Origin of the sequence: Bifidobacterium sp. B4111 (genome assembly GCF_026537235.1) — a bacterium.
Lineage (GTDB): Bacteria > Actinomycetota > Actinomycetes > Actinomycetales > Bifidobacteriaceae > Bombiscardovia.
Genome location: NZ_JAFNMO010000003.1, coordinates 1 through 25,680 on the forward strand (window position 1 = coordinate 1; position 25,680 = coordinate 25,680).

At 58.4% G+C, this 25,680-nt stretch carries 16 protein-coding genes and 3 pseudogenes; 13 read left to right on the top strand and 6 right to left on the bottom strand.

Annotated elements, in window-relative coordinates:
• A pseudogene (locus J3T93_RS06210) lies at positions 1 to 85 on the top strand (carbohydrate ABC transporter permease); the annotation flags it as partial.
• Positions 86 to 170: 85 nt separating this feature from the next.
• Here J3T93_RS06210 and J3T93_RS06215 read toward each other — a convergent pair.
• The 3 genes and pseudogenes from J3T93_RS06215 to J3T93_RS06220 all read right to left on the bottom strand — a co-directional run bounded on the left by J3T93_RS06215 (position 171) and on the right by J3T93_RS06220 (position 3,268).
• A complete protein-coding gene (locus J3T93_RS06215) occupies positions 171 to 1,037 on the bottom strand; it encodes a LacI family DNA-binding transcriptional regulator (protein WP_267430981.1) in 867 nt (288 codons plus the stop codon).
• 48 nt (positions 1,038 to 1,085) lie between these two features.
• Positions 1,086 to 1,229, bottom strand: a pseudogene (locus J3T93_RS10035) (LacI family DNA-binding transcriptional regulator); the annotation flags it as partial.
• A 167-nt stretch (positions 1,230 to 1,396) separates the two neighbouring features.
• Complete coding sequence (locus tag J3T93_RS06220; protein ID WP_267430982.1) at positions 1,397 to 3,268, bottom strand: PfkB family carbohydrate kinase; 1,872 nt, start codon at positions 3,266 to 3,268, stop codon at positions 1,397 to 1,399.
• A gap of 250 nt (positions 3,269 to 3,518) precedes the next feature.
• Between J3T93_RS06220 and J3T93_RS06225 the strand changes: the two are divergent.
• From J3T93_RS06225 to J3T93_RS06275, 11 genes and pseudogenes are all read left to right on the top strand, one after another.
• A pseudogene (locus J3T93_RS06225) lies at positions 3,519 to 4,169 on the top strand (ECF transporter S component); the annotation flags it as partial.
• Positions 4,170 to 4,315: 146 nt separating this feature from the next.
• The gene (locus tag J3T93_RS06230; protein WP_267399146.1) at positions 4,316 to 5,134 is read left to right on the top strand and encodes an energy-coupling factor transporter transmembrane component T; all 819 of its coding nucleotides are present in this window, start codon (positions 4,316 to 4,318) and stop codon (positions 5,132 to 5,134) included.
• Complete coding sequence (locus tag J3T93_RS06235; protein ID WP_267399147.1) at positions 5,131 to 5,979, top strand: energy-coupling factor ABC transporter ATP-binding protein; 849 nt, start codon at positions 5,131 to 5,133, stop codon at positions 5,977 to 5,979. Before J3T93_RS06230 ends, J3T93_RS06235 begins: the two co-directional genes overlap by 4 nt.
• The gene (locus J3T93_RS06240; RefSeq protein ID WP_267430984.1) at positions 5,976 to 6,833 is read left to right on the top strand and encodes an energy-coupling factor ABC transporter ATP-binding protein; all 858 of its coding nucleotides are present in this window, start codon (positions 5,976 to 5,978) and stop codon (positions 6,831 to 6,833) included. The genes J3T93_RS06235 and J3T93_RS06240 overlap by 4 nt, the downstream gene beginning before the upstream one ends.
• A complete protein-coding gene (locus J3T93_RS06245; RefSeq protein ID WP_267399149.1) occupies positions 6,830 to 7,753 on the top strand; it encodes a nucleoside hydrolase in 924 nt (307 codons plus the stop codon). The genes J3T93_RS06240 and J3T93_RS06245 overlap by 4 nt, the downstream gene beginning before the upstream one ends.
• Positions 7,754 to 7,793: 40 nt before the next feature.
• Positions 7,794 to 9,242: an MFS transporter gene (locus J3T93_RS06250; RefSeq protein WP_267430985.1), complete on the top strand. Its 1,449-nt coding sequence runs from the start codon at positions 7,794 to 7,796 to the stop codon at positions 9,240 to 9,242.
• A gap of 594 nt (positions 9,243 to 9,836) precedes the next feature.
• On the top strand, positions 9,837 to 10,532 hold the full coding sequence (locus J3T93_RS06255; protein WP_198219579.1) for a lantibiotic protection ABC transporter ATP-binding protein: 696 nt from the start codon (positions 9,837 to 9,839) through the stop codon (positions 10,530 to 10,532).
• A complete protein-coding gene (locus J3T93_RS06260) occupies positions 10,529 to 11,380 on the top strand; it encodes a hypothetical protein (protein WP_267430986.1) in 852 nt (283 codons plus the stop codon). Before J3T93_RS06255 ends, J3T93_RS06260 begins: the two co-directional genes overlap by 4 nt.
• A gap of 1 nt (position 11,381) precedes the next feature.
• On the top strand, positions 11,382 to 12,251 hold the full coding sequence (locus J3T93_RS06265; RefSeq protein ID WP_267430988.1) for an ABC transporter permease: 870 nt from the start codon (positions 11,382 to 11,384) through the stop codon (positions 12,249 to 12,251).
• Positions 12,252 to 12,327: 76 nt separating this feature from the next.
• The gene (locus J3T93_RS06270; RefSeq protein WP_267430989.1) at positions 12,328 to 13,059 is read left to right on the top strand and encodes a response regulator transcription factor; all 732 of its coding nucleotides are present in this window, start codon (positions 12,328 to 12,330) and stop codon (positions 13,057 to 13,059) included.
• Positions 13,060 to 13,166: 107 nt separating this feature from the next.
• On the top strand, positions 13,167 to 14,555 hold the full coding sequence (locus tag J3T93_RS06275) for a sensor histidine kinase (protein ID WP_267430990.1): 1,389 nt from the start codon (positions 13,167 to 13,169) through the stop codon (positions 14,553 to 14,555).
• A gap of 313 nt (positions 14,556 to 14,868) precedes the next feature.
• Here the strand turns inward: J3T93_RS06275 and J3T93_RS06280 are convergent, their stop codons facing one another.
• Together J3T93_RS06280 and J3T93_RS06285 are read right to left on the bottom strand one after the other, a co-directional pair.
• Entirely contained in the window at positions 14,869 to 15,537 is a 669-nt protein-coding gene (locus tag J3T93_RS06280) for an RloB family protein (protein ID WP_220236490.1), read from the bottom strand.
• 17 nt (positions 15,538 to 15,554) lie between these two features.
• Positions 15,555 to 16,865, bottom strand: a complete 1,311-nt coding sequence (locus J3T93_RS06285; RefSeq protein WP_267430991.1) for an AAA family ATPase — start codon at positions 16,863 to 16,865, stop codon at positions 15,555 to 15,557.
• Positions 16,866 to 17,961: 1,096 nt separating this feature from the next.
• On the opposite strand from J3T93_RS06285, the gene J3T93_RS06290 reads away from it, so the two are divergent.
• A complete protein-coding gene (locus J3T93_RS06290; RefSeq protein ID WP_267430993.1) occupies positions 17,962 to 21,093 on the top strand; it encodes a cation-translocating P-type ATPase in 3,132 nt (1,043 codons plus the stop codon).
• 503 nt (positions 21,094 to 21,596) lie between these two features.
• Here the strand turns inward: J3T93_RS06290 and J3T93_RS06295 are convergent.
• Entirely contained in the window at positions 21,597 to 25,385 is a 3,789-nt protein-coding gene (locus J3T93_RS06295) for an InlB B-repeat-containing protein (RefSeq protein ID WP_267430995.1), read from the bottom strand.
• Positions 25,386 to 25,680: the final 295 nt, after the last annotated feature.

The window sequence follows — 25,680 nt, forward strand, 5'->3', positions numbered from 1 at the left end:
CACCATCATCCCCCTGGTCATCGCCTTCCTCCTCCTGCAGAAATACTGGCAATCCGGCCTCGCCGCAGGAGCCGTCAAAGAATAAACCAAAAATTCTATGGAATCGTTATATTGGATTCGTCACATGTAATCGTGCATCAATAGGGTGGACTGGAATGCTTGTCTGCCTGCTATTGGACGGTGGTGTGACGTTCAACCAGCCGATAGCCAGTTGTTAGTACGTGGACTTTTTCGCTGGAACCTTCGATGCGTGCGATGAGTTGTTGGACCGCTAGTTGGGCGTATTGCATGACATGAGGGTCAACCGTGCTCAGTGGCGGCGAGGAGTAATGGGACTCGCGTGTATTGTCAAAACCGATTACCTGTATTTGTTCCGGTACGGAAATATGGTGTTTGGACAAAGTAGACAGGGCGCCCAGCGCTAAGGCATCGTTAGCGCATATAATGCCTGACGGCATATCTCCTGTTTGTAGCAGCATCTCTGTAGCTCTTTCGCCTTCTGCTTCGATCAATTTACGGACGGGACGAATAATCGTCCAATCAGGTTGTATAGCGTGATCTTGCAGGGCTAATAGATATCCGTGCAGTCTCATATCTGTGTTTCTATCCCGCGTATGACGAAGTCGTTGGGGTATCGGATCAGGATCTTTGGCATCCTGTTCGTATGTTTCGAAAGATGCGCCAATCATTCCTACATGGCCATCAGAATGTTCGATAAGCCAATTCGTGGCGTAACGTGATGCGTCAACATTGGGCATCATAACTGCATCCAATTCACCGTCGCCCAAATAGTCACCTGCCAATACGACAGGATAGTCCTGCTTAAGGTGACGGATGCGTCGCAAAATAGTGGCATCAGCGAAGAAAATCCACCCATCTGCGTTGAGTTGGTAGGTTTCTTTGATGGTCTCTTCAAAATTGTCGCCGAATACGCTTACGGCCAGGCCGTACCCTTCTTGATGGGCATATTGTGCTACACAGTCACAGAATAAACTGCAGAACGGCTGATCAAACCGAGGAACAGTGATGCCGATCATCCGGCTATGCCCCGTTCTCAGCATCTGAGCGGGCCGATTGGAATGATATCCCAAGGTAGTTATGACAGACTGCACCCTTTTCTTGGTTTGTTCGCTCATTCGACCGGTTCCGTTAATTACATTGGAAACTGTCTGTTGAGATACCTGTGCTTTGTGAGCTACTTCGCGGATAGTCACCCGGTGCTTCGTCACTTCATCTTCTCCCTACATGGTTGATGATTCGGTGATACTTCCACATTATCTAGAAAGTTCTTGAGGCGAATGATGTGTTGTTCAGAGTATAAGCACATGGGTTTTGTGTTCAAGGACAAAGCGCATTGCGGCAGATAATCTGACCGTCGTACTCGCGTCTGGACTGCTCAATCGATCAGGCCCTCGAGCTGGCGGCGGTTGATCAGAGAGGGAATGACGCCTTCGCGGGCGACGCTGAAGCCGGCGGCCAGATTGGCGATATGGGCGGCTTTGTCCAGGGAACATCCGTTGCACAGATAGGAGGCCAGAGCACTGATGAAGGCATCGCTGGCGCCGGTGTCGTCGATTGCTCGGGTTTCGTGGGCTGGGAAGTCCTTGTGTCCGCTGGCAGTGACCAGGGTGCAGCCGTGCTCGCCCAGGGTGATGATAACCTTGCCCACCCCGCCGTCGATGAACTGTTTCGCCTTATCAACCACGGGTTCTGGTCCATGTATCAGGGTGTTCAACTCGTTGAAATTCGGGATCAGGATGTCGATCGAAGACAGGAGGTCCTCGGGCAGGTGATCGCAGGATGATGGCTTGACGATGGTGACAGCCTGGTGGCGCTTGGCTGTTCTGCAGGCCTCGGCGACAGTATCCATGGGGATCTCTGTCTGGATCAGGCAGTAGCCGGTGTTTCTGAAGATCTGGTCACGCTCGGTGATGTCACCCGGGGTCAGGGATTCGTTGGCGCCCGCCACCAAGGAGATCATCGACTCGCCCTTGCTGTCGACAAAGATGTAGGCTTTGCCCGTGTCCGCCCCGCTGATTCTGCGCACACCAGTGGTATCCACATGGGCTTGCCTCATAGCTTTGTAAATGTAGTCTGCAGCGGGATCACTGCCGACATTGCCAATAAGGGAAACTTGATGCCGCAGCCTGGCCACGCCTACCGCCTGGTTGGTGGCCTTGCCCCCCGGTGTAGAGGCGAAATTTCTGGTCGTGGTGGTCATGCCCGCCTTAGGCAGACTAGGAGCGGTCAGGTAGGTGTCCACGTTGATGCTGCCCACCACCACGATCTTCTTGCATCGCTGGTCCGGGGGTCGGCCAATAGTCTTCTCGCCGTCCAGGGCAAAAACATGCTCGAAGGTCTCGCTCGAATCAGACTCATGCTCGATGGCGCGGATGATCCGTCGACACAGATAGGCGCCGAAATCGGCATTGCGCATGACGTAGGACGATATCTCTGGGCTGCCTGGGTAGCGCAGATGCACGTTGGTGTCGTTCATCAGGGAGACCAGGGAGAGGTCCTGGGGCAGGTGGTAATGCATGGATTCAGCGAACTGGAGGAATTCCAGGGCATGGTGGTAGTGGGATGCCACGATTCCGGTGACGTGCCGGTTCTCCAGGACTTGGGTCAGGTCCTCGCCGATGGTTTCCAGGACCATGTCGGTGTGGTACTGGAGGTTATGGTCGAACAAGCAGCGTCGGTAGCCGTGCAGGAAGCTCTGGGTCCGCCTGCCTGGCGAGAGCAGGCAAGCGATGCTGGTGTGGTGGCGATTGATCAGCTCTTCAGTAAGACTGTAAGCAGCCTCCTCGTAGGGCATGAGCGCGGCCCGATCGTCCCTCAGGGGTCCAATGGTGAGTTCGGGGATCCTGCGTTCCTCGATTTTGCTTTTCAAGGCCAAGCTTGCGCGGTCGATCGGCTCCCATACCATGCCATCCACTCGATGTTCCAGAGCGGCCAGGATGTTTCGTTCCTCCTGGTCGTGATCGCCGTAGCTGTTGAAGACCAGGGTGCCGTACCCCGACTTTTGTGCCTGCTGGATGATCCCATCCAAGGTGGAATCCATGGAGATGGATGAGCTCAGCAGGACTCCGATTCTCCAGGTGGTGGTGTTGGGCTTGGAGGATCCGTAGGGCGTGTAGTGGTACTTCCTGACCAGTTCAAGGACCCTGTCGCGCGTGGCGGCGGTAATGCTCGCGTCCCTGTGATTTACGATCTTGGAGACCGTCGATGTGGATACGCCGGCAAGCTCAGCAATGTCCTTGATATTCATGGGGTTCCTGCCCTCCTCATCTCTGATGCTCCGGCGAATGGCTTCGTTGGCCTGTTGGGTCTAGCGAATCAAGCTTACCTGAGAGATCGTCGTCAGAGGTTTCGCATTTGACACCTCATGCAGCTGTTGATAGTCTCTGTCAATGAAAGTTGTTTACGAAAGTGGTTTCTCAAAGCGGTGATGCGGATCTGGCTGTGAGCGACGGCCGTCTGCAGAAATCGACATTCAAGGACCAAAGGCGGTACGAATTATGAGCGCGCGATCGTTGTGGAGAGGAATCACAGCTCAATTCTCGACAAAATCCTTGGTGCTGATACCCATTGCGGTGGGCATCAACCTCATCGGTGGGACCCTGAGCTCCACCCTCAAACTGCCGCTCTTCCTGGATATGATTGGCACCACGGTTATCGCCTGCCTGTCCGGGCCTTGGGTGGCTGCCCTGTGCGGACTGCTGACTAATGTCTTCCTCGCCTTGGTAGCTAATCCGGTTTACCTGCCCTATGCGCTCTCCAGCGTTTTGTGCGGCCTGGTGATCGGATACATGGTCAAGGCCGGGCTCTTCAAACGGATATGGGGAGTCGTCCTGGTCTGGCTGGCCTGCGCCCTGGTCAACACGGTAACCGCCTCTCTGATCACCGTGCTCGTCTACGGGGGCGCCACCGGAGTCAATGGCACTTCGGTCCTCACAGCTGCGCTGGTGGTGGCTGTGAAGAACATCGTCATTTCAGTGCTCTCCTCCTCCATGCTGGAGAATCTGATCGACAAGGGCATCACCGTCCTGATCGCTTATGTGATTGTGCGTCGAATCCCCAAGCGCTTCCTGAGCCAGTACGCCTTGGACGGCAGCGATGACCAGTCCGATCTGGACGATTTGGATGACCTGGATGAGGATGAAGACGAGGATGAACGCGAAGCGACTGGAGCGTCCAGTCTGGCGAGTTCAGCACGGCCGGGGAAGATCGACGGCGCAGCAGAAGCTGATGGTGGCACATCGACAGGCGACTCAGTGGCCTTGGACTATGAACGCACCCAAAGGTCTGAACGCTGATGCCTGGTCCTGCATCGAACGGGATTCCTGATTCTCCCCTGGCCCGCATGCATCCCATGGCCAAGATTGCTGGAGTGTGTTCCTTGGGCCTTGCGACTTTGGTTTGGCCGGACTTTACCATGGGTCTGGGAATCGTCGTCATACTTTTCGTAGCAGCGGCTCTGGCCCGGGTGCTCAGGCCCTTCACTGGGGTTATGTTTGGGTTCGGCATTCCCATCACGCTCATGCTGCTGTTTATTCAGGGATGCTACAGCCCAAAAAACACCAAGGTCATTCTTGATCTGGGATTTGCCGAGCTGGGTCTTGAAGGCAGCCTCTACGCAGCCAAAATCGTAGTAACCCTTTTGGTTTTCCTAGGGTCTTTCTATCTGACCAATAAAACTACCTACATGGGTCGCCTGGTTGCGGCTCTGACACAAATAGGCGTGCCATCCAAGATCGGCTACCTGATCCTGGCCAGTCTGAATGTGGTTCCCCAGATGCAGCGCAGGATTGCGGTCATCGAGCAGTCGCAGCACGCGCGTGGCTTGGAGACCGGCGGCGGCTTGATTTCCCGGACGCGGGCCTTCCTGCCCCTGCTCGGACCGGTTGTTCTTTCCTCCCTGACGGATTCGCAGGAGCGCGGGATGACCTTGGAGACCCGCGGATTCGGTATCCGTAGGGTGCGGCAGACCAGCTATCTTGAGGTGGTTTGGCGGCGCAGCGACACCGTGATGACCATCCTGTTCACCGTTTTTCTGGTGCTTGCCCTGGTGCTCGGCTGCCTTTCTCGCACAGGTCTGGTCACCTTCGCAATCCAGTGGGGAGGTCGGGCATGACCGAGGTCATACGAGTGGAGGACTTCTCTTTCAGATACCGTGATGCCAATCGGACCACTTTGAAGCGGGTGAGCTTCAGCGTGGAGCAGGGCAGCTTCTTCTGCATCGTCGGAGCCAACGGATCGGGAAAGTCGACCCTGTGCAACGCCCTGGTCGGTCTGATTCCTCACTATTTCGTAGGTAAATCCAAGGGGAGTGTCCAGATCGAGGACATCGACGTAGCTGCTTCGAGCATTGCCGATCTGTCCAGACATGTGGGCTTGGTCTTTCAGAACCCCTTCAATCAGCTCTCCTATACGGCCGGGACCGTAGCCGAGGAACTGGCCTTCGGGCTGGGCAACCATGGGGTTCCACGTGAAACCATGCATGCCAAGGTGGCTCGGGTGGCGGCCCTTATGCATATCGAGGATCTGCTCGACAAGAACCCTCTGGAACTCTCCGGTGGACAGGTGCAGCGGGTGGCCTTGGGCTCGACCTTGATCATGGAACCGGACATCCTGGTTCTGGACGAATGCACGGCCCAGCTGGACCCGCTAGGCAGCGAGGAGATCTTCGACATTGTCAAGCGGCTCAACCAGGAGGGGATCACCGTAGTCATGGTCGATCACGATATGGAGCGGGTCGCTCGATGCGCCGATCAGGTCATGGTTCTGGGGGCAGGCCGGGTTCGCTCCATAGGTACTCCCGGGGAGGTCTTCACTGATCCCGAGACCGCGAAGTGGGGGATTGACATACCGGATTACGTCAAACTCGGCAGGGGTTTGCAGGACGCTGGATTCGACCTGCCGGATCTGCCCGTACGCGAGGACCAGGCGGTACGCATGATTCGGGAGGCGTTGCGGTGAAGATCGATCTGGAGCATCTGGAGTACGTCTACCCGCATGGCCATCGTGCCCTGGACGGAGTGAATCTGACCCTCGAAGGTGATCAGCCTGTAGCGCTGATCGGTCAGAACGGCGCTGGCAAGACCACCCTGGCCAAACATCTGAACGGCATCCTTAGACCAACCAAGGGTCGCATCTTGATTGACGGCGTCGATCTGGCTACAGCGAACACGGCCCAGTGGGCCCGGAAGGTGGGGTACGTCTTTCAGAATCCCGACGATCAGCTCTTTCTGGACAGTGTGCGCAAGGAATTCGCGTTCGGTCCCCGGCAGCTTGGTTTCGATCAGGATCTGATAGCGCGACGTATGGAGCAGGTTGCTGGGTTGGTGGGTCTGGCGGACCGGTTGGACGATCATCCTTTCGATCTGAGCCCTACCGAGAAGAAATTCTGTGCCATCGGCTCCGTCCTCATGATGGATACGGGTGCCGTAGTTTTCGACGAGCCCACATGCGGACAGGACAAGGCGGGCGATGATCGGCTGGCGGCCATCATCGCCCGTCTTCGGGGCCAAGGCAGACTCTGCATCACCATTTCCCACGACATGAAGTTTGTCGCCCGCAACTTCCCCAGGGTTGTGCTCATGCAGCATGGCCGGATCCTGCTGGATGGCAGTCGCGAGGAGGTCTTCGCCCGGGACGATGTGCTCGAGCAGGCCTATGTGACGCCTCCGCCCATCACTCGGGTGGCCCGGCAAATCGGCTTGGATGGCCCGGTCTTCACCGTCTCTGCCTTTGTCGATGCAGCCTGGCGGGCCAAATCGGGGAGCAGGAATTTGAGTTTGGATACGACAAGAGCAAAAGGAGTGAAGCAATGACCAGACCACTGATCATCGACACGGATCCTGGCATCGATGATGCTGCGGCCATTACGATGCTGGTCGACGAGCCCAGCTTCGACATCAGGCTGATAGCCTCGGTGTCAGGCAATGTGGGCATCGGCCACACCACCAACAATGCCCTGAAGCTGCTGACCTTCCTGGGCAGGCGCATCCCCGTGGCCCGTGGTGCTGCGGCCCCGCTCATGCGTGACAACAGGTTCGCCACCGAAGCCCATGGCAAGTCAGGGATGGGGTCATTCGTCTTCCCTGAGCCTGACGCCAGCCTGCTGACCGAGAACAATGCGGTCCTGGAGGAGCGGCGGGTGCTTCTGGAGAGCGATGAGCCAGTCACCATCCTGACCCTGGGCCCTCTGACCAACATCGCCCTGCTGCTGGCCACCTTCCCGGAGGTCAAGGACCACATCGACCGGATCGTCATGATGGGAGGTTCCACCGGGCGCGGCAACATCGGAGTCTATGGCGAGTTCAACATCTCCGTCGATCCTGAAGCTGCCAAGATGGTCTTCCGCAGCGGGCTGCCTGTGACCATGGTTGGTCTGGACATCGGTCGCAAGGCCCATCTGGTCGCCGGAGATCTGGACGATCTGGACGCAGCCGGCGAAGTGGGCGGCATGGTCGCATCCCTCTTCCGGTCGTACGACGGTGGACACATCGAAGAGGGGATCAAGATGTACGACCCTTCGGCCGCCATGGTCCTGCTCCAGCCAGACCTGTTCACCATGCGCGAGGCCTTAGTAGACGTCGAAATCTCCAGCCCGCTCACCCTGGGCGCCACGGTGGTCGATTACGACGGCATCTTGAGCGACAAGGCCAACGCCAGCGTCTGCGTGGACGTGGATGTGGACGGATTCCGCTCCGCCTTTGTCGACAGGGTCGGCCGAGTTCGCCGTCAGTAGCTTCCGCATTGAGAAGAACCGAAAGGAAATTAAAGAAAAAATGAGCGAGTCAACTGTCTCCGAGGAGCAGAAGAACGGTATACCCGTTCCCGAGGAGGGGACTCCGGAGTTCGCGAAAATGAACAAGATGGCCCGAGTGGCCATCCCGGTGGTCCTGATCATCTTCACCCTGGGCGTGCTTCAGCAGCAGGCCTTCGGGATGATCTACGTGAACATCGGCAAGCAGCTCAACCAGGCCAATCTGGCTCCGCTGATCACCTCGCTGCCCGGCATCATCCTGGGAATAGTCTGCGTCATCTACGGTTCGCTGGGTGATTTTGTCTCCCTGAAGAAGATGATGATCCTGGGTACGATCGTCTTCGTGCTGGGTTCGATTCTGGGGTGCTTCGGCACCTTCAGCATCTGGATCGTCATCGCGGCCCGCGTGGTGCAGTCGGCCGGCTGGCAGGTCTCCGGCTCCATCTTCCTGGTTCTGGTCTCCAAGTACGTGGAGAAGAAAAAGCGCGTCATCTGGTACGGCGTCTTTGTAGCGGTCTTCCGCTTCGCTGCCGCCCTGGGAGTCTTCCTTGCTGGCTACATGACCCTGCTTGACTGGCGCTGGCTCTTCGGCGTGGGCGTTGTGGCCGTCTTCTTCATCCCCGTCCTGGCCAAGAACCTGCCCGACCAGCATGCCGCCGGCGCGCGCATCGACGGAGTCGGCTTCACCCTGATCGGACTGTTCGCCGCTTCGGTGACCATGTTCTTCACCGATATGAACTGGGGCTGGGGCATCGCCTGCATCGTGACCCTTGTTGCATTCGTGGTGTACATCAACAAGGCCAGGAACCCCTTCATCACTCCCAAGATGCTGACCAACCCGGCCTTCGCCTTGACCATGACCGTCATCTTCGTCGGCTACTTCTTCAGCTACACCCTGAACGCGGGCGTGAACGCCATTGGTCTGAACGTGTACGGCATCGATTCCTCCAAGGTCTCCAACCTGCTGGTCTGGTCCATCATCCTGGCTGGCATCATGGGATTCGCTGCCGGGCCGGTCATCCAGAAGATCGGGCGCAAGGCTTCCGTGATCCTGGCTCTGGCCTGCATGGGCGGCGGCCTGATCGCCATCGCCTTCCTGATCCCTGCTGGCAAGATCTGGGCCCTGGCCGTGGCGCCCTGCATCTACTACTTCGGCACCTCTTTCTTCTACCAGCCCATCGTCGACACCGCGACTTTGACTGTGGAGCCCGAGGAGTCCGGACGCGTATTGGGATTCAATGATCTTCTGCAGGCCATCACCGGCTCCATCGGCGTTTCGCTCTTCGGCCAGCTGATGGCCAACGGTTCCATGGGTTCGGGCAGCCTGGCCGGCACCAAGGCCGGTCTGGCCTCCACCTACGCCAACGTCTTCATGATCGGCGGCGTGATCATCCTCGCTGGCATGGTGCTCTTCATCTGCTCCATGAAGATGATCTACAGCCACTCTCGCGTGGCTGAGGACGAGGACTGACCTTCCGAACTGCTGGTTGAGAGAACCGGACCCAGGATTTGCCCCTGAGCCCGGTTCCTGTCCATAAGGGTGTGGGCAGAATTCTGCTGGGCGTATCTTCCGCAACCCAGTCGGCGGTGGCACAATCTGCGGCCTAAAAGTACCCGAATCCGACGTGAACGAGGCAAGGGAAGGAGCGGGTCAGCCATGGCCATATCCAGGTTGGGCAGGCAGATGGATGCGAACATTGTGATTTGCCTATTTGGGACCCAGGCCATGAGCGGACTTGTCAATGTGGCTGAAGTCAGCACTCATGTCAAGATGGAAGTGGGAACTGTCCCGCGTATGTAACTTAACTCATTGACTGCTTTCCACATGGACTTGTGCGGTTCTGCACCCGTTGGCTCTCCCTGGCATTAGGCATTCCTTGCGTTCCAAATGCTCCTGTGTGTGCGATATCAAATATGCGAATCAATCAGTCTGGCAAAGCTGGCCGGGATAGAATGACCGCATTGACTTAGTGGTGGCGCGACAATCTGTTCCGCCGCCTTTATCTTTCTTTATTTTCGGTCTTTAGTCTGGCTCCTGCCATACGGAAACGGAGAGGAGCCGATCATGCATTACATATTACGGACCGAGGGGCTGACCAAGGTCTTCGGCCATGGGCAGCGGGCCGTCGACCAAGTGTCCCTGCATGTACCCGAGGGCGGAGTCTACGGGCTTCTGGGCCCCAATGGGGCTGGCAAATCCACCACTCTGAAGATGGTCACAGGCATGCTGCGCCCTAGCGGCGGGTCCATGATCCTGGATGGACACCCTTGGTCGCGCCGGGACCTTTACGACATCGGTGCTCTGATTGAGCAGCCGCCCGTCTACCCCAACCTGACGGCCCGCCAGAACCTCAAGGTGCGCACCACCCTGTTTGGCCTGCCTGATGAGCGGATCGACCAGGCGCTCTCCATTGCCGGACTTGTCGATACGGGCTCCAAGAAGGCTGGGCAGTTCTCCCTGGGCATGAAGCAGCGCCTGGGGATAGCCAACGCCATCCTGACCAAACCTCGGCTGCTGATCCTGGACGAGCCCACCAACGGGCTGGATCCGCTGGGCATCGAGGAGCTGAGAGGGATGATCCGCAGTTTCCCCCAGCAGGGGATGAGCGTGATCGTCTCCAGCCATATCCTCTCCGAGGTGTCGGTCCTGGCGGATCACATCGGCATCATCGCCGACGGCCGCCTGGCCTACGAGAATGAGCTGCATGCCGGGGAGGACCTGGAGGGGCTGTTCATGGATGTGCTCAGGAGGTCGCGATGAGCAGCAGGAACCTTGAAGAACTGACCCAAGATAATGTGGCTGCATCAGGCGACCAGATCGGGACGCGGGTCAGGGCCGGAGGCATCCCCTTCGGCAGGATCCTGGCAGCAGAGATCATGAAAGGTCGGTCGGCCGCGCCGAGGCGTATGGCCCTGGCCTTTCCTCTGGTGCTCATTATCATCATGGCTGTCCTCGTGTTCGGACTGCATGTCTGGTCGCCCTCTTCGGTCAACTACTGGTATGTCCTGCTTCTCCCAGCCATGGCTGCCCTGATGAGCGCCGCCGTGGCCAGCATCGACGCAAGGCAGCAGTGGAGGACGACCCTGGCCCTGCCCGCCGCGCCCATTCTGGTTTGGTGGGCCAAGATCGTCTACTGCCTGTTCCTGGTCGGCGTCGCCACCCTGCTGGCTCTGGGCCTGCCGGCGCTCATGGTCGCCATCTCTGGAGTCGAGGGGCCCTCTCCGGCTGATTTTGTCATCAGCGCCCTGATGCTGGTCCTGGCCTGCTCCTGGATGATACCGGCGGGATTGGCGCTGACCGCCAGATTCGGCATCCTGATCGGATTCGGCCTGCCTTATATGGCGGACCTGCTGGTCTCGACAACCTTCTGGGGAAACCAACGGCTATGGCCCTTCCTGCCGCCCTCCGCCATGATCAGCCTGCCAGTGCCTTTCATGAGGGTCATGCCCGATGGCGTGCCCCTGAAAATCGAGAGCAGTAGTCCGATCAAGACCGCACTGTCCGTCTTCGGCGGTCAGAGCCTGACGGCGCTGGCGGTCTGTCTGGTCTGGTTCCTGCTCCTGTCCCTCCTGACGGGAATCTGGTTCTCGCATAAGGAGGCCGACTGACATGACCGTGCACTACAGACGCGCCGCCAGACAGACCGTTCCGACCAGGCAACCCAGGGCAACCATCTGCCGGGCCATAGTCTCGGAGGCCGGACGGCTGCGCGGATCAGCGCTCATCCCCATCCACGCCGTCTGCGGGCTGGCGGCCGGGATCGCCTGCGGCGCCTACTTCGCTGCGGCCCCTTACGACCCCGGGTTCGGGACCGATGCCTTCTTCCAGATTCTGGGTGCCTTCATGCCCCTGATGGTCGCCATCATCGTCGCCTTGAACATCGAAACCGAGCGCGAGGCTGGCGACATGGCCAACCTTCTGGGGATTCCCAGCCGCCGCCTGGGCCTGACAGCCAAGATCATAGTGCTCTGGATCTTGGGCCTGCTGGCTCTGGTCCTGGCCGCCCTGGCCTTTCGCCTGCCCATGGCTCTGGCAGGCCGGGCGGGGACGCCGGTCTCCGCCCTCGCGCTCGCCATCCTGGGCATTGCCGGGGGTTCCCTCTGCCTCTACCTCTTGGCCATAGCCCTGGCCATGCGTTTCGGCAGGAACCTGACCATTGCCGTCGGGGTCGTCGGCACGGGGACCGCCATCGGCTCCCTGGGAGGCCTGCTCAACGGCCTGTACAGTCACACCCTGGCCGGGGCCGGCCCCACTGGGGTCAGCCGGTGGATCCCCTTCACCTGGCCCGCCCGCTTCGGCTCCCTGGGCATTGAGCAGGCCTTGGCCCTGACCATGCCGGGAGGGGACGGCCTACGGGTCTCCATCGGCGTAACTGCCTTGGATAATCTGGTTCCCTGCCTGGACTTTACCTTGGCCTTGGCCGTGGCGCTCATGCTGTGGATCGGCTGGTTCGAAGACCGGCACAAGTCCAGCGATTAGACTGGGCTGAGAAACGCCTGACAGGCATGTATGCCGGCTGAGCCGGGGGAGGCCAAGCGCAGAGAAGGAGCCGATCATGGTTGACACGCAGGCCGACCTTTCCCATGGGGGCGATCGGCATCCGGCCACCATCCTGGTGGTGGACGACGATCCCAGGATCACTGCGCTGCTGATGGCGGCCCTGTCCAAGGACGGCCACGCGGTGACCGTGGTCAACGATTCCCGAAAGGTTACGAAGATGGATCTGTCCTCGGTCGACCTGATCCTGTGCGATGTCATGATGCCTCACATGGACGGCTTCGCCCTCCTGGCCTCCATCAGGGACCGGGCGTCCTGCCCGATCATCTTCCTGACGGCCAAAACCGACGAGGACAGCGCTGTGCTGGCCTATGGCCTAGGTGCCGACGATTACATACGCAAGCCCTTCGGCGTAGCCGAACTCCGCGCCAAGGTCAGGGCGCGGCTGTCCCAGGGCAGCCGGTCCAGACGCCCGCTTCTGCGTTTCGGCTCCTTGGACATGGATCTTCAGACGCGTCAAATCAGAGTGAATGGGCACAAAGCCAATCTGACGGATGCGGAATACCGCATATGCGCCCTCTTGGCCCAACATCCTGGGCGGGCATATACGCCTCCGCAGATATGGGAGGCCTGCCTGGCCACGGCGGACGACCCGGCCGCCAATAGTCCAAACGGCGATGCCACTGCAGCGGTCAGGGTGCACCTGAGCAATGTCCGGCGCAAGTTCAAAGCCCTGGGAGCGGATCCCATCAGAACCATCTGGTCGGTGGGGTACCAGTGGGCGGCCTGACCGGCGGCGGGCCCGGATCGCCACAGAGGCGGAGCAGCGAGGGGAAGGGTGCGTCCGGCCGCAAAGGGATCCCCATTGTTCTGCTGATTATCAGATACTTTCTTTATGTGCTCCTAGCACTGGTCCTGCTCTTCGTCGGCATCGACGCGGTCTGGACGGGTCTGGGCGCTAGGGGCGACTTCCTTTGGGCCAACTACGGCGAACGGCACCTGGAGGAGGTGGGGCGCACCATCAGCAGTTCGGCCACTGTGGACGACGCCATGATTCCCGCAGCCTACTGGTACCGGACCTATGACCATCGAGGACGTCCCTTGGGGGGCGACATGGGCCCTGGCATGGCCGCTGATGCGGACCTGCTGGCGGCCGATCATCCTGAGCGCGGAGCATCCACGCTGGTGGAGGAGCAGGGAAGGAAGACCGGCCAGCCGCTGGGCACCCGCGTGGGCAAGGAAGCGACGTATGCCATCTATGCCACGGCTGATGGAAGCCGGTGCGTTCTGGCTTATCAGATCATGCCGCAGTGGGTTTCGAAGCAGGCCCGTGACCGGTACCCCAACCCTCAGGACTTCCTGCTGGCGGCATTTGCGGCGGCCCTGCCGATTACTCTGCTGGCGGTCGGGCTGAGGGCAGCTCATGTCATATCGTCCAAGCTCAAGGTTTTCAACCAGGTGGCTGCCGATATAGGGCGCCAGGATCTGGAGGTCGGGCTGCCCCGCACCAACATCCTGGAGATCAACCGGGTGCTGGACTCCTTCGACCGGATGCGCGTCACGCTCAGGAAGTCCCTGGAGGCGACCTGGACGGCACAGGAGGCCCAGCGGCGGCAGGTGGCAGCCCTGGCTCACGATTTGAAAACGCCTTTGACCGTCATGCGAGGCAATGCAGAACTGTTAAGCGAGACCGAGCTCAGCCAGGAGCAGCAGACCTACCTGGGTTACATCGAGGGTGCCATCCATGAAATGGCTGACTATGCCCAGGCCATCAGCCAGGGCTCCATGGGTGCGGCCTCCGGACGATCTGGGGTCGCCACAGCTGTTCTGAGGGATATGGTCGACAATCAAGCCCAAGGCTATGTGAAGGCCCGGGGGTTGCGGCTTGAGAGCGATGGCCGTCTGGATTCCGCCGCCGGTCACATTTCCGGTTATGCCGCTGACCTTGTCCGAGCGATCATGAACATCGTTGCGAACGCGGCTGACTACTCGCCGGACCATGGCCTAGTGACGTTGACCTGGAGGCTGGAGGGTGGTCAGGAGGGCGGGCGAGCCTTAGTGGTGACCGTGCGTGACCGGGGTCCAGGTTTCAGCAGCCGGGCTCTGGCCCATGCCACGGAATGGCTCTATCAGGCTGACAGCAGTCGGCACGGCTCCAGCGGTCACCATGGCATCGGCCTGGCTGCAGCGCGGTCGACTGTGGAAAGTGCAGGAGGCCGCCTAATCCTGGCCAATGCAGCCAGTGGCGATGGCGCAGCAGTCACTGTATCTTTGCCAGTGCAGTGAATTCAGCGGAGCTGATACCGGTCACAGCAAACTCGGTGTCCAGTTAAGAATTGCGCAGTGGTAAAGATTAGGAAATAGTGTTAGTCGTGGGCCAATAATTATGAAAACATCAATTATTTAGTAATTATTTAAGCAATCTATTACTAATAGCTTGCCGTTTTTTAGCCCTCTTGCTTGAAGTGGGTGCGCTCGCCATAGCACTTTCCGAATAATCTAGTGTAAGTACTCTTATACATATTATTCTAACGAAAAACCTTTAATAATAGTATGCATAATAATTTAAAATCTATAATGGTCCTAGTGCTTGCGACAGTTATAGGATAGGGCAGATGGAAGAATTCCCATGCCAGTCTTTCCATGCAGATATCAGGTATTCAATTAACAAGTCGATATCAGTAGATGGTCTATTGTTCGGGAAATAGCATCTATGCTGCTTATGCGCTTTTCTGGCGTTCTGGGATCTAGAGCGAGCATCGTTGCAACTATGTGGAGGTAGTGTTGTGAAATCTATGTCCATGCCTTTTTTATAATTTGGCCACACTTTTTGTAATTCTTTTAACGTCTCCTTTTGGTCGCATGAAGGGTTCATGTAATCAAGGAAATGCCACACCAGCCATAGTTCAAATGCTGGATTTGACAGCGCAACGTGGACGCGATTTTTCTTTGCAAGGTGTTTGGCTTTTCTAACCTGTTCCGTTCTACCGTCCCAATCGAATACTGCCCAAACCTCGTCGTAGTAGCCTTCATCCACGCCTTTATGTAGGTCCCCTCTATTTGCCTTTATTGCTTCTTCTACGACTTCACTTGGATCTGATTTATCAGAATAAGGTTTTATCTGGATGCCAGATGTTCGTAATTCAGTATTTAAATATCGAAAATAAGCACGCTCCGTTTGTCCTTCACACGCTACAAAGATACGCGACGCCGGTTTCCGTTTTCTGCTTCTTCTTGTAGAGTCGAATCTCCTCTTCCTGGCCTGCATAGTTGAGTTATAGCTTATTACGCAAAGGTAGGCAAATCGTCGATCAGGGGTACAGCTCCAAAGCGCCCACCAATATACATTTTTTCTGTATTTGCATCTCGTCTCGGATCAAAGTCAGTCAGCGGGTATAGGCTGGTAGCTCCGTTGGCATCTTTCTCAGTAAACCATATTTGATCCCTGTCTAATGCGTATCCTAGTCCGCCGAAATTTCCAAGTAGACTTATATCGTGAGTCGTAAATAAAATTTGAGCGTTGTTCGGATTGGATCGTTTAGACTGAAAGATATATACGAGCTGGCGCATTAAGGCAGGATGCAAGTCAGACAATTCGTCTATCCAGAAAGGCAATCCCTTTTTTAGGCAGGTGTATAAGCCTCCTGCGAGGTCCCACAAACTTAAAGTTCCCGCAGACTCATAATGCCAATCCAGGCGGACGGATTTAGATTGTTCGCCGTAATGATATAAGGCCGGATGCCTGTTCATCCTAAGCAGTTTATTTATTGTTGCATCATCTTGTTGCTTGTTGTCGCTCTCATTCATCATCTTATATAATTTTACTAATTCTTTTGGTGGATTTGTTGTTGGTGGTATTATTTCGATATTGCCGATGCCTAAATCAGATTTTTTTATTAGTTGTAATACCCATTTTTGGAATTCCTTATCGTTCTCAAATAGAGCAACGCTCAGACTAGGCGTATCGATGGCCTTGACCTGGCTATCTTCTGGTGGTACAAACCATTCATACGCATCTAAAATATCTTTATTATTCTCTTGAGCTGCTTTAGAAAGGAAGAGTGAATTTGGCCTTGTACTATCGACTATATGTTTTTTTGCTCCATGCATATACGACGAAGTTTTGATTATGTCGCGCTGTCCTTTCTCTGTTTGTCTGGAAAAGATTGTCTGAATTGATCTTCGTTTTCCAGCAGGATTTATTCGTAATAGCTCCTCGTTGGACACGTTGCCTTTGTGGTTAATTTCGAATCTATAACTATATTCTGATTTAGCTGTTGTAAATACGATTTCAGTCCGAAAAGGCTCTGCCCTTGTTTGCTCTGATAAAGCGAAGAACGGGACGCGAATAGGCTGCCCAACAGGCCTTAGAGCGGATGTCGAAACTAGTTTTTTGACGAAAGAAAGAGCATGGAGGAAAGTAGATTTTCCTGATGCATTCGCGCCGTATATCACTGCAACTGGGGAAATATCATTACCGGCTAGTTCGTCATCAATTACAATACGACTTTCCATGCCGCTTTGATATCGCCTTAAAGAAAGGATTTGCTTTTCCTTAATTGAGCCATAATTTGCTACGCTGAAGCTGATTAACATAAGTTCTGGCGCCTTCCCTTATTTTTTTCATGCTAGCACAATAATGAAAAGTAAAGCGATTTTTCGCGAGAAACAGCGTTGTGTAGATTATATTAATGATACTGGCTCTTCCTAAATGTTTGCTTCTCCCAGCAGGAAGCATTTGTAATATAGAAATATATATATAAATATATCTTAACTGATGTTAGACATTCTGAGTATATAAGCTCGATAAGTTCTAAGTTCGTAAGTGATTAGAAAACAATACTAACAAATTAAAACTTGTGAATCTTATTGGAAAGAGATATTTGCTAATAAATGAGATAATGAATAAACTGCGCGACAGTTTGTCATAATACCGAGTCTTTTAAGTTTTGCTCTCGCTATATCTAATTACACATGGGGAAGCCTAATATTATAGCTTTGCAAAAAGTGGACATTATAATCTTACTATACGAAATACAGACTCTAGTTAAACTGGTCTGCACCATGCTTCTGACGGGGTGCTATGCAAAAAGTGCTTATAGACCTATTATTTCAGTAAGGGCTTGGAGTGTTTGTATTTAGGTTTCCACGCGTGGTGCAGGTATTGCGTTGGGTAGCATATCATCAAGTCAGCAACGAGGCTAAACAAACAATGTTTCTAGGGTCACCTTACACAATTGTGCATTGTTGCATGTGTGAAAGTTCAGCTTATATATGCAAGACAATTTAAGCTGTTCGGGTTTGGTAAAAAGAAGTCTGTGGTTCGGCAAGGAGTAGGTGGCCTTATTCGCTTACTGTTTATTCCGTCTGACTATATATTGAATTATACTTATGAAAATGCTCTGAAGCATAGCCGACAGTTCGTGCCCATGTTGCGCAATAAGTAGATTTACCGTAGTTAATTTAGCCTGCAAGCCCACGTCCGATAGACTTGTTGTTGTACAGATATCATCGTCGCGTAATGCGATTGCTTTGCCTTGGGACGAAGGCCTTGACGACTCCGGCCGTGTTTATGTATATTATAAATTTAACTTGGCAAGCATCCACGCAACGTTTTGGTCTGGCCGCTTATGATTTCTTCCAACGGGCCTCTGAAGCGTTGACTACTCCGTGGCATAAGCAGGAGAGTGGCATGACTGGGTTGATCAGCGACCCCAAGCATGAGCAATCGACAGATACCGGCGTGATCCCGACTGCAGGGCAGGACCATGAGCAGAGGCGCAGCGTGAATGGCCCCGTCCTCAAGGACCCTTCTATAGTAGGTGTCGATCAGGTTGCCCTTGCCCTGAATGTTGACCCCGACCGGGGCCTGGATGAGGCCGAGGCGGCGCGTCGGCTGGACAGGTTCGGTCCTAATGAGCTGGCTGGAGCGCCTCCCGTTCCTGGATGGAGGAAGTTCCTTCAACAGTTCAAGGACCCCTTGGTCTATCTGCTTCTGGCAGCCACGGCCATTTCGTTGGTGGCCTGGGTGGCGGAACGCTCACATCCGGCATCAGGAGGCGGGGAGCCCCTGCCCTTTGATGCCATCGTCATCATGATCATCCTCATCCTTAATGCCGCCCTGGGGTACGCTCAGGAGGCTAAGGCCGAGCGGGCTGTGGATGCTCTGGCGAGCATGACGGCCCCGCACGCCTCGGTGCTGCGAGGCGGCCGGGTGGTCAGCCTGGAGACCAGCAGGATCGTGCCTGGTGATGTAGTAGTCCTGGCTGAAGGCGATTCGGTCGGCGCCGACGGAAGACTGTTTCAGGCCGCGGGTCTGCGCGTGGCCGAGGCATCGCTGACCGGCGAGTCGCTGCCGGTGGGCAAGCGGCCCGGTCGGCTTGACCAGCCCAAGGCTTTGGGCGACAGAACCAACATGGTCTTCAACGGCACCGCAGTGACCCAGGGGAACGGGCGCATGATCGTCACCTCTACTGGTATGGACACCCAGGTCGGGAAGATCGCCGACATGCTGGCTGATACCCAGGAGGAACCCACGCCCCTACAGAAGGAGACGGCCCGCGTCTCCAAGCTCCTCGGACTGGCCGTCTGCTTGATTGCCGCCCTGGTTTTGGCTGCTTTGGCCCTGATGGAAGGCTTTCAGACAACTCAGGATCTGATTGATTCCCTGCTCATGGCCGTATCTCTGGCCGTAGCTGCTGTGCCGGAGGGGCTGACGGCCATCCTGACTGTGGTTCTCGCCCTGGGCGTGCAGCGCATGGCCAAGCATCATGCCATCGTCAAGAAGCTCAGCTCGGTGGAGACCCTGGGATCGGCATCAGTCATCTGCTCCGACAAGACAGGAACTCTTACACGCAATGAAATGACCGTTGAACGGGTGGTCGTCCCCTCGGGGCAGGTCAGGCTCACTGGCACCGGGTACGCTCCGGAGGGAACCATGCAGCCGGTCGAGGCCAGTGGGTCAGATGATCAACAACTGACAGATACCATTGGTTCATCTCTGGCTGAGGCAGTGGAAGAGACCCTGATGGTCGGGGCCATCGCCAACGACGGAGACCTGCATTGGCAGCCGGTCGAGGCCGAACCTGATTCCCAGGCCCAGTCTGGATCCGGGCAGGGTCACTGGCAGAGCGTCGGCGATCCCACGGAGGTCTCTCTGATTGTCGCCGCTCGCAAAGTCGGCGCTGATGCCAAGGCTGACGGCTACCGTCGTTTGGCTGAGATTCCTTTCACGTCCGAGCGCAAGCTCATGTCGGTCCTGGCCGCTCCGCGTGACGGCAGCGAAGGGCAATCGCGCCTCTTCTGCAAGGGTGCTCCCGATGTGCTGCTCGGCCGGTGCGACCGGATTCTCGAAGACGGCCAGGTCAGGCCTATGACTAGCGCTGATCGGGAGAGGATACTCGCCCAGGTCAGCCATCTGTCCGGCGATGCCTACAGGACTCTAGGACAGGCTTTCCGGCCTGTATCCGGTCAGGAACTGTCGTCCCTGACCGAAGATGACGAGGGGGAGAGGCCGTCAAGCACGATTGGGACAGGCCAGACGGACCGTTTGTCTAAGGAGACTCAGCGTGCTTCCGCAGTTCTCCTGTCTGCGGACAAGGTATTCCAGGAGAGCGCCCATTTGGAAAGCGATTTGATCTGGGCGGGCATGGTCGGCATCATCGATCCGCCTCGGACTGAGGTCCGCCAGGCTGTGGCTCAGGCTCACAGTGCCGGCATCAGAACGATCATGATCACTGGCGACCATCCACTCACTGCGGCCAGGATCGCGGGTGACCTGGGCATCACCGAACCCGGCGGCCCCGCCTGCACCGGCGAGCAGCTGGATGCCATGGATGCGGACCAGCTTCGGGAGACCACCTCCAAGGTCTCCGTCTACGCTCGCGTGGCCCCCGAGCACAAGCTGAAGATCGTCGAATCGCTTCAGGACCAGGACAAGGTCGTGGCCATGACCGGCGACGGCGTCAACGACGCCCCTGCTGTAAAGGCTGCGGACATCGGCGTGGCCATGGGCATCACCGGGACCGAGGTCACCAAGGAGTCGGCCAAGATGATTCTGGCGGACGACAATTTCGCCACCATCGTCCAGGCTGTACGAGAGGGCCGGGGCATATTCGACAACATCCGCAAGTTCCTGCGCTACCTGCTCAGCTCCAACATGGGCGAGGTTTTCACGGTCTTCGGGGGCGTGGTTTTTGCGGGTCTTCTGGGCATATCGCAGCCCGGTGTGGCGGGCGTGACCGTGCCGCTCCTGGCCACTCAGCTGCTCTGGATCAACCTTCTGACCGATGCGGTTCCCGCCCTGGCCATGGGAGTGGACCCGCAGAGCGACGATCTGATGGGCCGTCCGCCCCGGTCCATCGACGACCGGGTGATTGACCGGAACATGTGGGTCGACATCGTCTATATCGGCCTGGTCATGGCCTTGGTGACCCTGATTGGCATGGACATGCATTTGAGTGGCGGTCTCTTCACTGACAGGTCGGTCCAGGCGATCGGCCATGAGGCGCAGATGCGTGAGGCGCGGACCATGGGCTTCACGATCCTGGTCTTCGCCCAGCTGTTCAACGCGCTGGCCTCACGCTCATCCCGGAGATCGGCTTTCCTGGGCCTGTTCGGCAATCTCTGGCTCTGGGGCGCCATCGGCGTCTCCATCCTTTTGCAGATGGCTGTGGTCTATCTGCCTTTCCTGGGCGAGGCCTTCGGGACTGTCCCCCTCCGGCCCCAGGCCTGGCTGGAATGCATCGTGCTGGCCTCTCTGGTCCTGGTCGCCTCTGAGCTGCGCAAACTGGCCATGTGGGCAGTCAGACGACTGCGGGCGTGACCCTTTCGCCCTCCCGGTTCCCTGTGTAGTGCTGCCGATCGGGGGGGGGGTAATCCACTTTGACGCTATACGGCTGTTGGTACGCTCGATACCAGCCTAGGAAGGCTGCCCAGGCCGATTGCCTTGACTGCTTTGTGACGAAAGTGCCCTCCCCTCAGGCAGAGGAGAGCCTCTACGCTGCTCAGTGCTGCTGCATCTGCGCTGTCGACGGTTTTGGCGCCCCTGCAGTCGCCAAGGTCTTGCATATCGAATCATTCAGGAGCGATGGGTGCTATTTGACTCAAACTGTGGTTTGTCGGAAATCTTATCTTGAAGCCTAGGTTTGCATCTTGGTGGCATTGATTGTGTTTGTTGTGTGGTTGTTTGCTGGCGGTGTGTGGTTGGTCCGACTGGGGTCTGGTTGTGGTTTGTAGGGTTGATGGGTGTGGTGGCGGCCCCGTCGTGTTGGGGGTGGCGGGGCCGCCTGTTGGCCTGGGTCCTGTTGGGGGTGTGGCCCGGGCTGCTTACTCGTGTGAAGTGTGTGTTTGGGTTTGTTGTCGTCGGTTTTTGGCGGCTGCGGCGGCTCCTGCGGCGAGCAGTCCTGTGGCGAGCAGGAGGAGCATGCCGTTTCCTCCGGTCAGGGGCAGGCTGGCGATGGACAGGTACCGGTAGGTGTTGCTTGTGTCGGTTTCCTGTGGTACGCCGTCCTGGGTCCAGTCGATGGCTGCGGGGACCGGGCCTGGCGTGTAGGCGGGCGTGGTGGCGTTCCAGGTGCCGTCGGGGTTGGGCGCCAGGTTTTTGCCGGCGGCGGAGCAGACGCCTCGCCACCGGGTTTGGTCGAAGCAGATGCTGGTGGCTTGCGGTTTCCCGGGGAAGCCGACCGGTCCTGGCCGGCTGGCCGGCCAGGCTTCAGCGGGCTCGCGCCCCAGCTGGCCGGTGCCGTTGTATCCCCAGGTGTAGAGCTGGCCGTCGGAGCCTAATGCTGCGGAATGGTTGAAGCCCAGGCTGACCTGCGTCCAGGCGAACCCGTCGGGAGCGCCTTGGGGCCTGCCGACCTTGACTGGCCTGTTCTGGCTGCTGGTGGTGGTGCCGTCGCCCAGCTGGCCGTCGCCGTTGCTTCCCCAAATGCAGAGGCTGCCGTCGGAGCCGATCGCCGCGGAATACCACCTGCCTAGGCTGGCCTGTGTCCAGGTGAACCCGTCTGGCGCGCCTGTGGGCTTGCCGACCTGGGTCGGCGTGTGCTTGTCGACCTGGGTGCCGTCGCCCAGCTGGCCGTAGTGGTTGCCTCCCCAGGTGTAGAGCTGGCCGTCGGAGCCTAATGCTGCGGAATGGTTGAAGCCCAGGCTGACCTGCGTCCAGGCGAACCCGTCGGGAGCGCCTTGGGGCTTTCGGATCAGGGTCGGCGTGCCCCTGCTGCTGGTGGTGCCGTCGCCCAGCTGGCCGTTGAAGTTGTACCCCCAGGTGTACAGGTTGCCGTCGGAGCCGATCGCCGCGGAATGCTGGTCGCCCAGGCTGACCTGTTTCCAGGTGAACCCGTCGGGAGCGCCTTGGGGCTTGCCGACCAGGACTGGCTTTGCTTGGCTGCTGGTGGTGCCGTCGCCCAGCTGGCCGCTGCTGTTGCTTCCCCAGGTGTAGAGGTTGCCGTCGGATCCGATGGCCGCGGAATGCTGGTCGCCCAGGCTGACCTGCGTCCAGGTGAACCCGTCTGGCGCGCCTTGGGGCTTGCCGACCTTGACTGGCCTGTTCTGGCTGCGGGTGGTGGTGCCGTCGCCCAGCTGGCCGCTGCTGTTGCTTCCCCAGGTGTACAGGTTGCCGTCGGATCCGATGGCCGCGGAATGCTGGTCGCCCAGGTTGACCTGTTTCCAGGTGAACCCGTCGGGAGCGCCTTGGGGCTTGCCGATCTGGACCGGCGTGCTGCGGCTGCTGGTGGTGCCGTCGCCCAGCTGGCCGCTGCTGTTGCTTCCCCAGGTGTACAGGTTGCCGTCGGATCCGATGCCTGCGGAATGGCTGCTGCCGAGGCTGGTCTGGCTGAATCTGATGCCTCGCTGTGCGGGCGGGGTCAGGGTTAGCTTGGTGCCGCCGGCCTCGGGTCCTTGGGCGGGGCTGATGGTCCAGTGCTGCGTGTCCGTCCTGGTCCACCGGGCGGTCAGGGTGACTTTCCCGGTGACGGGCTGGGTGAAGTCGTAGGCCACATTGTCCTGGAACCAGCCGTCGAACAGGCAGCCGTCGGCCTTCGGGTCCGGCTGGGGGCGTTCCGCCTGCCCGTCCTGGGTGACGGCCTGGCTGGGGGGCATGCCCGTGGGGGCGGGGCAGGAGCTGTCCTTGGAGGTGAAGCCGACCTGGTATTTGGGGGCGATATATGTGTATTGCAGGTGCGCGTCCGGCTGGGGCCCGTTCCTGTTCCAGACGATGGTCACGTCCACGGCTCCCGGGGCATGCTCGGGCGTGGTCGCCTGCCAGGTGCCGTCAGGGTTTGGCGTGATCCCCCCCATGGCCTTGGCCTGGCCGAACAGGACACTGGTGGGCGTGGCGGCGCCAGGGAAGACGACCACGCCCGGCCTGCCCTGTGGCGTGGCTTCGGTGACGTCACGTCCGAGCTGGCCAGGGTTGTTCTCGCCCCAGGTGTACAGGTTGCCGTCCGAGCCGAACGCTGCGGAATGATACCTGCCTAGGATCGCGTATTTCCAGGTGAACCCGGCGGGCGCGCCTTGGGGCTTGCCGACCAGGGTCGGCGTGCTCCTGTCGGTGGTGGTGCCGTCGCCCAGCTGCCCGTACTGGTTCCATCCCCAGGTGTAGAGCTGGCCGTCCGAGCCGAACGCTGAGGAATGAGAGTTGCCTAGGCTGGCTTGTTCCCAGGTGAACCCGGCGGGCGCGCCTGCGGGGTTAACGACCTGGACCGGCCTGTAGCTGTCGGTGGTGGTGCCGTCGCCCAGCTGCCCGTTGAAGTTCAATCCGCAAGCATAGAGGCGGCCATCGGAGCCTATGGCCGCAGAGTGCCAGCCGCCTAGGCTGGCTTGTGTCCAGGTGAACCCGTCGGATGCGCCTTGGGGCTTGTCGACCACGCCCGGCCTGTTTCGGTCGGTGGTGGTGCCGTCGCCCAGCTGACCATTGCTGTTCCACCCCCAGGTGTAGAGGTTGTTGTCCGAGCCTATGGCCCCGGAATGGCGGCCGCCCAGGCTGACTTGTTTCCATGTGAATCCGTCGGGTGCGCCTTGGGGTTTGCCGACCAGGGTCGGCGTGTTTCGGTCGGTGGTGGTGCCGTCGCCCAGCTGGCCGTAATAGTTCCATCCCCAGGTGTACAGGTTGCCGTCCGAGCCGATGCCTGCGGAATGATACCAGCCAATGTCGACTTGTGTCCATGTGAATCCGTCGGATGTGCCTTGGGGCTTTTCAACTTGGACTGGCCTTGTCCGGTCGGTGTTGGTGCCGTCGCCCAGCTGGCCGTAGTTGTTGCTTCCCCAGGCGTAGAGCTGCCCGTCCGAGCCCATGGCCACAGAATAATAGTCGCCTAGGCTGACTTGTGTCCATGTGAATCCGTCGGGTGCGCCTTGGGGCTTTTCAACTTGGACTGGCCTTGTCCGGTCGGTGTTGGTGCCGTCGCCCAGCTGGCCTTCAAAGTTTCTTCCCCAGGTGTACAGGTTGCCGTCGGAGCCGATCGCAGCGGAATGCATGTAGCCTAGGCTGGCCTGGCTGAATTTGATGCCGCGCTGTGCGGGCGGGGTGAGGGTGAACTTGGCGCCTCCGGCTGCGGGCCCTTGGGTGGGGCTGATGGCCCAATGCTGGGTGTCTGCCTTGGTCCATCGGGCGGTGAGAGTGATGCTGTCGGTGACGGGCTGGGTGAAGTCGTAGGCGATGTCGCCTTGGAACCAGCCGTCGAACACATACCCGCCCCTGGACGGGTCGGGGCTGGGCCGGCTGGCCTGGCCCCCGTCGGGGATGGTCTGCTGGTCGACGCTGCCGCCGCCTGCCGTGTCGAAGCTGACCGTCCAGACTGCGGAGGACCGGGCCTGAGCTGTGGCAGTATCGCCGGAAGTGCCGCGCGTGGGTGATGCAGGTGTCGGGGTCGTGTGGCTCAGGGGCGAGGACGTGGCCAGCGGGGATGATGACGGGGCTGCGGTCAGCGTGCTGCCAGCGGCATCGAACTGTCGGCTATCCGCGCGGGGGGGCTTGTATTCTTCCTGCCTGGCGTTTCCCAGGGTGGCGGGTGTGGCTGCTTCCGATGGGCTGCTGAATCCTCCGGCCAGGGCAGGAGCGCAAGACAGGGCCAGGAGGATGGCCAGAGCGGCGGCCGCCAAGCTCGGACGCTGACGCATAATAGAAAAACCCTCTTTTCCGCAGAGTCGCAACCATGCCCTGGACCCCCCCTGGCCGGGCTGTGGCCGCGCGCCGGGGACAGCCCGGCCGTGCCTATCACCGTACCACGCGCACCAACACTCTCCCAGTCCGAGGGTGTCGCCAGGGCGAGCGAAGTGCCGTGCCCTCCTTGCACCCGCATTCAAGAGAGCCATGGCCGCTAAAAGTGCACCTCTGCAGCCGTCGTCGGCAACGATCAGTGCAAATCGCTGAACAACGCTGCTGCCGCAGGCTCCGGCTTGCCTGATGCCGCGC

Excerpts from the sequence above, each read along its gene's own strand:
- J3T93_RS06220 (WP_267430982.1), bottom strand. The coding sequence starts at position 3,268 with ATGAATATCAAGGACATTGCTGAGCTTGCCGGCGTATCCACATCGACG.
- J3T93_RS06230 (WP_267399146.1), top strand. The coding sequence starts at position 4,316 with ATGCCTGGTCCTGCATCGAACGGGATTCCTGATTCTCCCCTGGCCCGC.
- J3T93_RS06280 (WP_220236490.1), bottom strand. The coding sequence starts at position 15,537 with ATGCAGGCCAGGAAGAGGAGATTCGACTCTACAAGAAGAAGCAGAAAA.
- J3T93_RS06265 (WP_267430988.1), top strand. The coding sequence starts at position 11,382 with ATGACCGTGCACTACAGACGCGCCGCCAGACAGACCGTTCCGACCAGG.
- J3T93_RS06260 (WP_267430986.1), top strand. The coding sequence starts at position 10,529 with ATGAGCAGCAGGAACCTTGAAGAACTGACCCAAGATAATGTGGCTGCA.
- J3T93_RS06215 (WP_267430981.1), bottom strand. The coding sequence starts at position 1,037 with ATGATCGGCATCACTGTTCCTCGGTTTGATCAGCCGTTCTGCAGTTTA.
- J3T93_RS06270 (WP_267430989.1), top strand. The coding sequence starts at position 12,328 with ATGGTTGACACGCAGGCCGACCTTTCCCATGGGGGCGATCGGCATCCG.
- J3T93_RS06235 (WP_267399147.1), top strand. The coding sequence starts at position 5,131 with ATGACCGAGGTCATACGAGTGGAGGACTTCTCTTTCAGATACCGTGAT.
- J3T93_RS06285 (WP_267430991.1), bottom strand. The coding sequence starts at position 16,865 with ATGTTAATCAGCTTCAGCGTAGCAAATTATGGCTCAATTAAGGAAAAG.
- J3T93_RS06250 (WP_267430985.1), top strand. The coding sequence starts at position 7,794 with ATGAGCGAGTCAACTGTCTCCGAGGAGCAGAAGAACGGTATACCCGTT.
- J3T93_RS06295 (WP_267430995.1), bottom strand. The coding sequence starts at position 25,385 with ATGCGTCAGCGTCCGAGCTTGGCGGCCGCCGCTCTGGCCATCCTCCTG.
- J3T93_RS06255 (WP_198219579.1), top strand. The coding sequence starts at position 9,837 with ATGCATTACATATTACGGACCGAGGGGCTGACCAAGGTCTTCGGCCAT.
- J3T93_RS06245 (WP_267399149.1), top strand. The coding sequence starts at position 6,830 with ATGACCAGACCACTGATCATCGACACGGATCCTGGCATCGATGATGCT.
- J3T93_RS06290 (WP_267430993.1), top strand. The coding sequence starts at position 17,962 with ATGACTGGGTTGATCAGCGACCCCAAGCATGAGCAATCGACAGATACC.